This window comes from Sphingomonas sp. AP28 (assembly GCF_056680455.1).
Map to the genome: position 1 here is coordinate 3,199,900 of NZ_CM155283.1, position 12,361 is coordinate 3,212,260.

Genomic DNA, 12,361 nt, shown 5'->3' on the forward strand with positions numbered 1-12,361 from the left:
GCGCTGTGGCGGCCGTTCTTGTTCTTCGCACCCGTTCAGAGCTTACCGCGCCGGCAGGACCGGCACTTCGAACGTGCCGACGGGCAGCGGTGCGTCGTCGGCGAGGTTGGTCGCCGGGGCGTCGGCCCACGCATAGCGGACGCGTGTGACGGGTTGACCGTCGCCGGGCAGCATAACCTCGGACCCCACGACCTTGCCCGCAGCGTAGCGGCAAGTGCCGACCGCGGCGCCGCACAGTTCGAAGCCGATCGCCTGTGCTGCACTGCGGGCATGCAACGCGCCCGTCACACCGCTGAACCGCACCGTGACGCCGCCATCCGCACTACGCCGCGCATCGGCGACGGCAGGGCCGGACGGCGCGATTTTCTCGCCGTAGACTGCGGCGCGCATCACGCGGGCGAGCCTTTGCCCGACCTCGTGCTTCTCGCCGGGATGGATGTCGAGCGCGTCGCCGAGGTCGAGCGCGACGGCGATGCCGGCATGCGGATCCGCCGCCGCGACGCGTCGCTGCGCATCGCGGACGTCGCCCCAGCCGCTCTCACTCGGCGCGATCGCCGGGCTGCCGTAATTGGCGAGCTGGACGATGCCGAACCCGGTCTCGGGCGTGCCGAAGCGGTGGCGCCAGTCGGCGATCAACGCGGTCATCCGGCGGTCGTAACCGGGGATGCCGGTGTCGGACTCGCCCTGGTACCAGGCCATCCCGGCGAACTTCGTAGCACCGAGCGGCGCGATCATCGCGTTGTAGAGCGTGCCCGCGCCGTTGATGTCGTCCCACGGCACGCGCGGGGCGGCGCCAGCGAGCCGCTTGGCGATCGCATAGCGCCAGCCGGTACCGAGCGGCACGCTGGTCCCGTCGGCGAACGACAGCCGCATCGAATCCGCCGGGCCGGTCATCCCGCCATAGGCATAGACGTCGTCGTCGTTGACGGTGATGACGTTGCGCCCGGCCTTAAGGCTGCCCGCGGGCAGCGCGTAGACCCGCGATTGCGACGCGAGGCTGCTGCCGCCGACACCTACGCCGTTGACCCAGCTGCGGTCAGCGTCGTCGACCATGCCCAGCACCAGCGTCGCGGGGCCCCGTGCCTGCTCGGCAGTCAGCTGGACCTCGTGCTGGTACCAGATCATGCCGTTGTAATTGGCGAGTTCGGGCACGCCCCAGGTCTCGAAATTGGTCATCGCGGGCACCGGATGCCAGTCGAGCGCGGCATCAGGCTGCCACGGCTCGCGGCCGGCGGCGTCGCCCGAGCCGTCGCGCCACCAGCTTTCCCAGATCGTCGATGCCTGCCGGTTGGCGGCGGCGGGATCGCGGGCATAGAGCGCGAGCAGGTCGGCGGGGGCGCCGAGCCCGGCCTGGCGCAGCGCAGGATCGCTCATCCACGCGCTGATCCGCGACCCGCCCCAGCTCGAATGCACCGCGCCGATCGGTACGCCCGACGTCCGGCGCAGCGCCTGGACCATGTAGAAACAGGCGGCCGAGAAGCTTGGCGCGGTCGTCGGGCCGGACACCGTCCAGCGGGGCTGTTCGGCAAATCGCGCGACCGGTGCGGCGGCGGAGACTTTGGCGATCGTCAGCAGGCGGAGCTTATCGTCGACCTCCGGGTGCGCGTCGGGAAACAGGCTCTGTCCCTGCTCGACGCGGAGTTCCATGTTGCTCTGCCCCGAACAGAGGAACACGTCGCCGACCAGGATATCGCGCAGGACGGCCGCACCGCTCGGCGCCGCGATCGTCAGGTCGTACGGACCGCCGGCGGGGAGGGCCGGCAGGCTCGCCGAAAAGCTGCCGTCGCGCGCGGCCTTGGCGGTGACGCTGCGCCCCGCCAGCGTGATCATCACGGTTTCGCCCGCCGCGGCCTGTCCGGTCAGCACGATCGGCTGCCCGCGCTGGATGACCGCGTGATCGCCCATGACGCCGTCGAGGCGCGGAGCCGCCGACGCGGCGGTCGCGCCGGTGGCCAGGATTGCGCCCATGGCCAGGCACGCTGTGACGGTCCGCATAGTCTGTTCCCCTGACGGCTAGATTGCCTGAAGCCCGTGCCGCTTGATCTTGTCGATGAGATCGCGGTGCCCCGGCAGGCTGTTCACCAGCCGCTGAGTCTGCACCTGGTTGTCGTGCCGCGCGCGCCGAGCCAGCGCGACATCGTCGTCGATCGACCCCGGCATCACCGCGGTCCGCGCGCCCATGCCGTACAGCACATATTGATAGCTCGCCGACGGGAAGACCTCCTCGGCGCGATCGAATTCGTCATGGACCCAGGGCGACTGGAACCGCCAGAGTTCCATCAGGCCCGCCAGCCGGTCGGGGATCGACTCCGGCCGGACATTGTCGCGCCAGAACGCGGTGTCGGTCCGCTTGGTCAGCGCATAATGCAGCTTGAGGAAGTCGATGATCCGGCCCCAGCGGTAATGCGCCGTGTCGTTGAAGCGGTGCGCGACGACGTCCATCACTTCGCGACAGGCCGGCATCTGCTCGGCGATCATCTTCGCGGACAGCTCGATCAGGACGATCGCGGAGGCTTCCAGCGGCTCGAGGAAGCCCGCGGCGAGCCCGACCGCGACGCAGTTGCGCACCCAGAATTGTTCGCGGTGACCGGCACGGATCGCCAGTCGACGCGCGGTCAGGTCGCGCGCCGCGGGGCCGATATAATCGCGCAATTCCTGCTCGGCGGCGTCCGCGCTGATGTGGTTGCTGGAGAAGACATGACCGACTCCGCGCCGCGTCGGCAGGCCAATGTCCCAGATCCAGCCAGCGGACTGCGCGGTCGAGATCGTGTGGCTCGCGATCGGTGCGTCGGGCAGGTCATAGGGCACCTGCATCGCCAGCGCGGTGTCGCAGAACAATATGTCGGTGCAACTGCGGAACGGCACCTTCATCGCGCCGCCGATCAGCAGCGCGGCGAACCCGGTGCAATCGACGAACAGGTCGCCCGCGATCGACATGCCCTGTTCGGTATCGAGGCTGGCGATGTCGCCGCTCTCGTCGAGATGCACCTCGGTAACGTCGGCCTTCACATGGCGGACGCCGAGCGTGTCGCAGCAATGCCGCTGGAGGAAATGCGAGAATTTTCCCGCGTCGAGGTGATAGGCGTAGTTCGCATGGCCGTCATATTCGGGCGTCACGATCGTCTTGGGGCCGAGCCCTTCGTCGCAGATCCGGCCTTGCGGCGTCACCGCGTCGCAGAACGTCGCGCTGCCCTCGTCCGCCAGCCAGTGCGGCGCGAGGTTCACCTGGCCGAAATGCTGCGGTAGCATCAGCGGGTGATAATAGCCGTCGTCCGGCGCACCGGTGGTCCAGCGATTGAACCGTGCGCCCTGCTTGAACGAGGCGTCGCATTGCCGGAACAATTCGGTTTCCGACACGCCCATCTTCTTCAGCGTCGAGCGCAGCGTCGGCCACGTGCCTTCGCCCACGCCGATCGTCGGCACGTTGGGCGATTCCACCAGCGTCACGGTGAAGCCGTGCTGGCGTCGTGCCTGGTGCTTGGCCGCGATCACGCCCGCGGTCAGCCACCCTGCGGTGCCGCCGCCGACGATAACGATGTTCTGAATCTCATGCATGGCGCAGCATAGTCAAAAAAGGCGGAGCACGAACAGGTCGTGCTCCGCCAGGGGGAGGGGGATCAGAAGCGGAAGCGAACGCCCGCGGTGTAGCGGCGACCATAGTCGAACACGTCGAGCAACTGGTTGTCGTACCGACCGTGCGTGCTCTGCTGGTTGTTGTTGACGTTCAGCGCTTCGGCAAAGACGCTGAACTGCTTGTTGATGTCGTAGCTCGTCGAAAGATCGACCTGGAAGCTCTGGTCGACGAAGGTCGGTTCGGACCCGAACGCACCGGTGTTCTGGTTCTGGCCGAACTGGAGCAGATACTTGTCGCGCCAGTTGAGCGCGGTCCGGAACTGGAACCCACCCTTGTCGTAGAAGCCGACGAAGTTCGCCGAATTCGCCAGTCCCGTGACCGCAAAGCCGGTCTGCGAGATGTTCTTGTCGTCATACGGCCGGTTGGTGTTGACGAACGTCGCGTTGGCCTGGAACCCGAAGCCCGAGCTGCCGAACACCTGCTGCCACGCCAGCTCGACGCCGCGGACGGTCGCGTTGGGTCCGTTGACCTGCTGCGATACGGCAAAGCTCGCCAAGGTGCCCGTTGTCGGGTCAACGAGCCCGTTGATCGACTGCCGCGTCACGCCGCCGATGATGAAGTTGCTGACGTTCTTCAGGAAGAAGTCGACCGACAGATACGAGTTGCGCTGATAATACCATTCGGCGGCGACGTCGAAATTGTCCGCGAGATACGGCTTCAAATTCGGGTTGCCGCCGCTGGCCGTCAGCGCGCCGACGCGCTGACCATTGCCGACGTTCAGCACCGGGTTGAGCACGCTGAGGCTCGGCCGGGTCAACGTGCGCGATGCGTCGAAGCGCAACAGCAACGTGTTGGTGATTTCGAGCTTCGCATCGATGCTGGGCAACAGATACGAATACGAGCTGTTCGCTACGTTCGGCACGATCGCTGTGTAGGTCGGGATACCGAGCAACGACGGATCCGCGGTGCTCGTCGTGATCGAGGTCGGCAGGCGGCCCTGCCCGGTCGCGCGCAGGTTCGTCGTCTCGTTGCGAACGCCCGCGTTGAACGTGAACGGCATGTCGCCGATGTCGGCCTTGAAGTTCACGTTGAAGTATAGCGACCAGGTCCGCTCGCGTACGTTCAGAACGCTGCCCGGATCGACCGCCTCGTCGAACGCGCCACGGAAGCCGAGCAGACCGTCGCCGCTCGTCGGGCTTGGATAATTGAAGCCCGGAATGTTCTTGGCGTATGGATTGCCGAGGCTCGTCAAGTAGTTCTGATACGCGGTCGGGCTGAACACGAACACCGATGGTGGCAGGCTGCCGTTGAAGCCCGGGATGAAGTTATCGAGGCTGATCGAGCCCTGGTAGATGTTCGCAGGGACCGGCGAGATGCCCGTCGTCCGTCCGGATGGACCGCCATAGCCCGCATAGGCCTGCCAGAAATTGTTGGTGAACGTGCTCTGATTGCGGAAGTTGAACGTGTCCTGGTAATATTGGCCGCCGGCCTTGATCGTCAGGTCATCCTGCTTCCACGTGGCGTTGCCGCGGAACTGGATGAGCTCGTCGGTATTCTTTTGCGTCTGGTTGACGGTGACGTGTGTACCGATCACCGACTGGTCGGCCCAGCGAGCGCCGTTGCCAGCGGGTCCGAAGTTGCTGATCGTCGGGAAGGCGTCGCTGCTCTTGCCGTCGACCTTGAAGCGCAGGACGTTGCCCAGCGTGTTGCCGTACCCGATGTCGCCATTCTTGCTGCCGATCACGTTGCCGGGATTGAGCCAGCTCTTCGCGTAGGAGCCGTCTGCTTCCAGCGTCAGATGTTCTGTCGCGTCGTACTTGACGTTCAGGCCGGTCTGGTTGGTCTGCAGGATCTGCTTGTTTTCCGCCGCGGTGAAATCGGTCGGGCTACCGGCCTGCGTGAAGTCGACCGCCGTGCCGTTCTTGTCGAGCGTGACGTTGCGCAGATCGCCCTGGCTGAACCACACGCCGAACGCGTAATTGTCCTGGTTGATCGTCTGGCGCGAGAAATTGTTGTCCAGCGTAACCATCAGGTCGTCGGTCGGGTGATACTGGAATGCTACGCGCGCATCGACGCGCTCGTCCTTCACGCGCTGCTGTTCCGCACCATATTGCTGCGGGAACCAGCCGGGCAGGTTCTGTCGGTTGTTGGGGTTGGCGTAGGCTGGCGACGCCGCATTGCTGGTCGGCGCGCAGGTCGCGGCACCGGCGTTCCCGGTCAGCTGGCAAGGGGCGAAGTTACCGCCCGGCCAGCCCGACACGTAGACGCGATTGGTCTCGGTATCGCGGCGCGTGTAGATCGCGTCGGCCAATACGCCGAACGTCTCGTCCGCATTCGTGCTGCTGATGAGCAGGCCGGTCGTCGGTACGATCTTGCCCGAGCGATCCTGGATCGACCCCGAGCCGGTGGCGGCAAGGCGGAAGCCGGGATGATCGAACGGCTTGGGGAACTGGATGTTGACCGTTGCACCGATCGAGCTCGAAGCAAGCGTCACGTCCGGCGTCTTGAACACGCTCAGCTGGCCGATGAAATCGACGCCGACGGTGCTGAAATCGATCTGTCGTCCGCCGGTCGCGGTCGAGATGCGGCGGCCATCGTACAGCGTCGTGTTGAAATCGCCGCCGAAGCCGCGAACCGTGATGCCGGTCGGCTCGCCGCGCGAACCCGAGCGCTGGATCGAGACGCCCGGCAGGCGCTGCAGCGACGCCGCGACGTTCGAATCCGGGAACTTGCCGATGTCCTCGGCCGAGATCACGTCGACCACGCCCGACGAGGTGCGCTTCAGGTCGAGGTTGCGCTGGAGCGAACCGCGCAGGCCGGTGACGATGATGTCGTCGCTCTGTGCCGCGCCGCCCTGGACCGTATTGCCCTGCGACACGTCCGGCGCGGTCGCGGCGTCCTGTGGCTGTCCGGCCTCCGACGCGGTCGTCGTGTTCGCGGTCGCCGGCACCGCTGGCTGTGGCGCGGCCGGGCGAGCGGTCGTGCTGTTCTGCAGATTGCCCTGATCCTGCGCCATCGCCGGGAGCGACCACATCATCGCCAGCACGCTGGTCGCGCAGGCGAGTGCGCTCGATGGGTGGGCCAGTCCTCGAAAGCCGAGAGCGCGCGTATTGGTGGTCACGGTCAAACATCCCCTCATGCGGCGCCGTACCGCCCTTCTTCTGAGAGGCGTTCACGACAAAGTTGGTTCGACGATCGACTCATGCGCGTTTCCGCACCGTTTCGGTCATCGACGGTAGCGCTCACAATAGTCAGGCTAACAATCAATGCAAGCATTTGTATGAGTGGTCGCGGCGAGGCTTTGCAACCGGGGCGCCATGTGCGATCTCTCGGTCAAGAAGACTATAGGGAGAGAGATGGATGCCGATCTGGGAGATGCTGAACCATGCGCAGCACGCGGCGTTGCGCGTGTCGCGCGCGCACGATGGCGAGCGGCAATTCGCGCAGATCGTCGCGGACGAATTTCTCCAGGCTGCCCCCTATTATGCGATTCTGTTCACGAAACACCCGGAAACCGGCGCCTTCTACGCCGGTGTCGTGATGGGCCTGGAGCCGGGCCGCAACCTGATGGCGGTGAAGGGGGCGTTGCCCGACTACCGGCCCGCCGACCTCGAACGCCAGGGCTTCTACATCACCGACGGGCAACTGGTCGTCGACCGCGAACACGGTGTCTTTGCGGAGCCAGACGGCCAGCTTTTGTTCGACATGAACGGTGAGGCAGCGCTACCACTCAAGCGCATTCAGCAGGCGCTGCACGTCCTCCAGTCGGGCATTCCCGAGACCGATGCGCTGATCGAGCGTTTTCTCGCGCATCGCCTGCTCGAGCCGATCGACGTGACGATGAGCTTCGACGACGGCGAACATCTGACGCTCGAAGGGCTCTACACGATCAGCCTCGACGCGCTGCACGCATTGCCCGATGCCGCGGTGCTCGACTTGTTTCGCCGCGGCGACCTGCAACTCGCCTATGCGCAGGCCGGGTCGATCCGCCATCTGCGGACGCTCGGCCGGATCCGCAACGACCGGCTGGCGGACGTCGGCTGATGATATTCGAACCGCCCGCCGACGCGTTGCGCGATCCGGAAACTTTCCAGGCCGAGGTAATGGCGCGGTGTGAGCCGGCGGTGCTGCGCGGCGCGGCGCGGGATTGGCCGATGCTGTCGGGCGCGACGACGCCGGGTGCTGCGCTGGACGGCGTGGTGGCGCAGCTTCGCCGTTTCGACATCGGCAAGCTCGCGGAAGTGTTCGTCGGCAAGCCCGAGATCGGCGCGCGGTACAATTACGACGCGACGCTTGCCGGGTTCAATTTCGACCGCAGCTCCGTGCCGTTCGGCGAGGCGCTGACGCGGATTCTCGACAGTGCGGCGGACCCCGGCCGGACCAGCATGTACATGGGGTCGATGACCGCGGAGACGTATTTCCCCGGTATCGAGGAGACGACCCGCCTGCCGTTCGTACCGCCCGCGGTGCGCCCCCGGTTCTGGGTCGGCCACGCCTCGACGGTCGCCTGTCATTACGACACGATGGACAACGTCGCGTGCGTCGCGGCGGGGCGGCGGCGCTTCACGCTGTTCCCGCCCGACGCGATCCGCGACCTGTATGTCGGACCGATCGACCACACGCTCGCCGGCCAGCCGATCAGCCTTGCGGTCGGCAGCGAGCCCGGCGACCCGCGCTTCCCCCGCTTCGAAAACGCCCGCGACCGCGCGCTGGTCGTCGAACTGGAGCCCGGCGATGCGCTCTACGTGCCGAAACTCTGGTGGCATCAGGTCGAGGCGGTCGGCGACGTCAACGTCCTGGTCAATTTCTGGTGGGACGGGTTCAGCGCAGGCCCGGACCAGCCCTACACCGCCATGCTGCTATCGCTGCTGACGATCGCCGAACGCCCGCCGGCCGAGCGCGCAGCGTGGCGCGCGTGGTTCGATCATTACGTGTTCCGCCCCGACGGCCACCCGCTCGCATTCCTCCCGCCCGAACGCCACGGCGTGCTCGGCGCGTCGAAGGAGAATCACGGGCGTATCCGAACACTGGTGATGCGCCTGCTCCGCGGCGGTTGAGAGTATGGGGTAATGTGTGGTCGTGTGGAGTTCGTACGTGGGATCGGCGAGGAACTTCGGCCGCGGCGAGTGTTGCCAGTGCGACGTCGACGGCGGCGGTGGCCGCCTCCGCACTGTCGGACGGCAAGGCGGTCTCCGCACGCATCACGATCTGCGGTCACGCCAAGCGGATCGACTGCATGGTCGACGGCGACACGTTCTGGATGGCGGGCACCAAGATCCGCATCGCCGACATCAACACGCCGAGACCCACCCGCCGCGCTGCGCCCGCCAAGCACGGCTGGGGCAGGCGGCGACGCTGAAGATGCAGCCGCTGCTCAACGCCGGCTCCCTCACGCTGACCCAGATCAAGCGCGACGTCGATCGCTAAGGCCGCAAACTGCGTATCGTTGAGAGGGGCGGGGTGTCGCTGGGGGCGATACTGGTCCGCCCCGGACTTGCGCCGCTATGGCGGCGGCAAGCGCTCGCCTTGGTGTGGATGTGCGTGAGTTGCCGCTGGTCGTGATTGCCATCGAGGTGTATTCCTCAACCGATGGCCCGCGATGATGCCCTGTTCGATACGAGCGATCCCGCTGCGGAGGCTGAGGCCGATGCGCGTGCAGATGCAGCCGTGCACAGCGGACGGTTGATCAGTCACGATGCAGTGAAGCGCTGGCTATCGTCATGGAGTTCGCCGCAGCCTCTACCCCGCCCCCGCCCCCGCGTCGGCGATTAGTTGCGCATAGTCTGGACGGACGATGCCATCGCCAATCTAGAGGTGATCGTTACCGGCCTCTGTTTTCAAGCTTGCGAATTAGAATTCTGAAATGACGACGCAGCTGGCGTTTCACACTCGATTGGTGGAATTTAGAATCGGCCCGTTTTGCGTATTGGTAGAAATTGGCGGACCCTAAGTGCGTCAGGTCGCGATAGATAGTTCGGCGGAATGCTTTAGACGCGGGTTGTCCAGCCTTGCCAGCACCTTTTACCGTACCTCTCGCAGCGTAAGTCATTCTACGATAGTAACGCGATAAAGTTCTAGCCCGGATTGTAACAGCTTGGCCGTCGAACGTGAAACCAAGGTATGTCATCGGTCTATCGACGTGAATTTGCCCGGCATCGCGTTTGAATCGACTTATTTCTGTTTTGTCAGGGTTTATCTCAAGCCCTTCACCTGTTTCACCTGCCGCCGTAGTGATTACGGTTATGGCTGATTCTTCTAGGTCGGGCGAAACGAGTAAAAGTATGTCATCAGAGTATCTACGATAGAAGGCGCTATTGTTTAGCGCCCAAGATGATACTTTAATATCAAAACTTGCCATGGACACATTGGCCATCACTGCAGATATTGGTGTGCCTTGAGGGATCTCAACCTTAGAATTGTTGGTCTTCAGTAAATCAGATCTTCTGATTAACTTCATCGACATTGGCAGATCGTCAACTAGCGGTCGGGGAGAAGGATCTAGCGAAAACCCCAGGAGTTTGCTTAGATCTTCAAGATCTACATGGGAGAATTTTGTACAGGATCGAAAAACCTTATACCAATCCAATGGTAAAGGCCTTTGATTTGTCACCAATTCCAATGTGTTTTTTAGCTCACTGTGCGATATCGATGGGAAGAAGTTGGAAATATCAAAGCACAGCGCGGTGACAGTGCCGCGCGAAGCCGCTTCCGAAAATGCTTCCGCCGCCATGTCGACATTTGAGCCTAGGCCGGAGCGATAGCCAATAACACTATCTTGAAGGTTGTGCTTTTGCAGCCAAGACTCGTAAAATTCTTGAAGCTTCATAGCATAAAACGAAAATATCGAGGCATCGGCATGCGATGCATATTTTATTTTACGTTCTTTATCTTTAAATATACGAGGCCTGAGCTTTTTTGGAATCGTTCGGTCGGAGTTATCCGTCCTGAACTGGCGATTTTTGTCAGTGTAGCTTAATAACGGTAAAAAGCTATGCCGAGCTACGCGCTCAGGACTCGTCACTAGCGCCTTTGCACTAGCGAAAGACAGCGGGCGATCTAGATGTGGGTACCCGCGTACGGAGAACCATCCGTCTTGCTTGTCGCGACGTTTCATCAGCTAGCAAGTCTGGGAGAGCGCAGGTAACGCGTCCACCAATGTCTCTCCCGGATCCAACTTATTCCGCCCCCTCTTGTGGCTGCCTTGTGCAAGAAGCCTCCAATTCAGACGTCGCAAATTACGCGATGCGCTATAATGATGAAGTAGGCACCTTGTGCATCGTCGCTCGGATCATCGAGATCGTCGCGGCGGTACTCACGGTCGTGCAAGTCCTGTGTGGAATTGGTTGACGGAGATTACCTCTTCCCTCCCCAGCTATCTGGAGAGCAATTCTTAATTGGCTGTTACCTAACCATTTTGCAAGAGCACTGTGTATTTTATTCAGCTGCTACTTGTGCATCACTGAACATGTCCCGAACTTCACTCAGGTCCACATTCGCGATCGGCCCCTTCTTTGCGGTCTGGCGCTTGTCGAACGAGTCCCAGACGTCGTTCCACTGGCCCTTGGTCGCGGCCTTCGAATACTCCGTTGCGCGCTGTTCGAAGAAGTTGGCGTGCTCGACGCCGTTGAGCATCGGGGCGAGCCAGGGCAGCGGGTGCTCGTCGATCATGTAGATCGGCTTCAGGCCGAGCTGAGTCATGCGCCAGTCGGCGATGAAGCGGATGTACTTCTTGATCTCCTTGGGGGTCATGCCGTTGACCGGGCCCATCTCGAAGGCGAGGTCGATGAAATTGTCCTCGAGGCGGATCGTCGTCTGGCAGACGTCGGCGATGTCGTCCTTGACCGCCTTGGTCAGGCACTGGCGCTCCTGACAGAAGGTGTGGAACATCTTGATGATGCCCTCGCAGTGGAGGCTCTCGTCGCGGATCGACCAGGTGACGATCTGGCCCATGCCCTTCATCTTGTTGAAGCGCGGGAAGTTCATCAGCATCGCGAACGACGCGAACAGCTGGACGCCCTCGGTGAAGCCGCCGAACATGGCCAGCGTGCGCGCGATGTCCTCGTCGTTGTCGACGGTGAACTGCTGCATGTAGTCATGCTTTTCCTTCATCTCGGCATATTCGAGAAAGGCGCCGTACTCGCTCTCGGGCATGCCGATGGTGTCGAGCAGATGGCTGTAGGCGGCGATGTGGACCGTCTCCATGTTGCTGAACGAGGTCAGCATCATCTTGATCTCGGTCGGCTTGAACACGCGGCCGTATTTCTCGTGGTAGCAATCCTGCACCTCGACGTCGGCCTGCGTGAAGAAGCGGAAGATCTGCGTGAGCAGGTTGCGCTCGTGATCGCTGAGCTTCTGCGCCCAATCGCGGCAATCCTCGCCCAAGGGCACTTCCTCGGGGAGCCAGTGGAGCTGCTGCTGGCGCTTCCAGAACTCGAATGCCCAGGGGTATTCGAACGGCTTGTACTGCTTGGAGGCGTGAAGGAGGGACATGGTAGGCCTTTCGGAAGATGGGTTTTATATCGGGAAACTGGTGAGATCAGGTCGCGTGCCTCATGTCTCGGTGCTCCACTGCCACATCGCGGCGGCGGACATCGCGAGGACGATCGCGCCCGAGGTGAGCATGATGCCGATCATGCGGAACGCGTAGGTCTGTTGCTCGGTGATGCTCGGGCTGCGCAAACGGAGCAGCATCGCGGTGCCGACGATTCCGAGCACGCCCGCGACCACGAACATGATAGCTGAACCATACGTCATGCGACCAACTCGCCCGGCGCGCGTTCAGCACCC

At 63.1% G+C, this 12,361-nt stretch carries 10 protein-coding genes; 4 read left to right on the plus strand and 6 right to left on the minus strand.

Going from position 1 to position 12,361, the window contains the following annotated elements:
• Positions 1-42: 42 nt before the first annotated feature.
• From AC1MH0_RS14630 to AC1MH0_RS14640, 3 genes are all read right to left on the minus strand, one after another.
• Positions 43-1,995, minus strand: a complete 1,953-nt coding sequence (locus tag AC1MH0_RS14630; RefSeq protein WP_480963382.1) for a sialate O-acetylesterase — start codon at positions 1,993-1,995, stop codon at positions 43-45.
• Between the two features lie 18 nt (positions 1,996-2,013).
• Entirely contained in the window at positions 2,014-3,555 is a 1,542-nt protein-coding gene (locus AC1MH0_RS14635; protein ID WP_480963383.1) for a tryptophan halogenase family protein, read from the minus strand.
• A 62-nt stretch (positions 3,556-3,617) separates the two neighbouring features.
• Positions 3,618-6,611 carry a TonB-dependent receptor gene (locus AC1MH0_RS14640; protein ID WP_480965757.1) on the minus strand — a complete coding sequence of 998 codons (2,994 nt, stop codon included), beginning with the start codon at positions 6,609-6,611 and terminating at the stop codon, positions 3,618-3,620.
• 323 nt (positions 6,612-6,934) lie between these two features.
• On the opposite strand from AC1MH0_RS14640, the gene AC1MH0_RS14645 reads away from it, so the two are divergent.
• The 4 genes from AC1MH0_RS14645 (at position 6,935) to AC1MH0_RS14660 (ending at position 9,346) form a co-directional block, all read left to right on the plus strand.
• Positions 6,935-7,618, plus strand: a complete 684-nt coding sequence (locus tag AC1MH0_RS14645; protein WP_480963384.1) for a SapC family protein — start codon at positions 6,935-6,937, stop codon at positions 7,616-7,618.
• Positions 7,618-8,631 (plus strand): cupin-like domain-containing protein, encoded by a 1,014-nt coding sequence (locus AC1MH0_RS14650; protein WP_480963385.1) that lies wholly within the window; start codon positions 7,618-7,620, stop codon positions 8,629-8,631. Before AC1MH0_RS14645 ends, AC1MH0_RS14650 begins: the two co-directional genes overlap by 1 nt.
• Before the next feature lie 98 nt (positions 8,632-8,729).
• Positions 8,730-8,933, plus strand: coding sequence for a hypothetical protein (locus tag AC1MH0_RS14655; protein ID WP_480963386.1), 204 nt, complete (start codon positions 8,730-8,732; stop codon positions 8,931-8,933).
• Between the two features lie 230 nt (positions 8,934-9,163).
• Positions 9,164-9,346, plus strand: coding sequence for a hypothetical protein (locus AC1MH0_RS14660; protein ID WP_480963387.1), 183 nt, complete (start codon positions 9,164-9,166; stop codon positions 9,344-9,346).
• Positions 9,347-9,395: 49 nt separating this feature from the next.
• Here the strand turns inward: AC1MH0_RS14660 and drt2 are convergent, their stop codons facing one another.
• The 3 genes from drt2 to AC1MH0_RS14675 form a co-directional block, all read right to left on the minus strand.
• The gene (gene drt2 / locus AC1MH0_RS14665) at positions 9,396-10,688 is read right to left on the minus strand and encodes an antiviral reverse transcriptase Drt2 (protein ID WP_480963388.1); all 1,293 of its coding nucleotides are present in this window, start codon (positions 10,686-10,688) and stop codon (positions 9,396-9,398) included.
• A gap of 320 nt (positions 10,689-11,008) precedes the next feature.
• Positions 11,009-12,064 (minus strand): ribonucleotide-diphosphate reductase subunit beta, encoded by a 1,056-nt coding sequence (locus AC1MH0_RS14670; protein ID WP_480963389.1) that lies wholly within the window; start codon positions 12,062-12,064, stop codon positions 11,009-11,011.
• Between the two features lie 60 nt (positions 12,065-12,124).
• A complete protein-coding gene (locus tag AC1MH0_RS14675; RefSeq protein ID WP_132736349.1) occupies positions 12,125-12,328 on the minus strand; it encodes a hypothetical protein in 204 nt (67 codons plus the stop codon).
• Positions 12,329-12,361 lie beyond the last annotated feature (33 nt).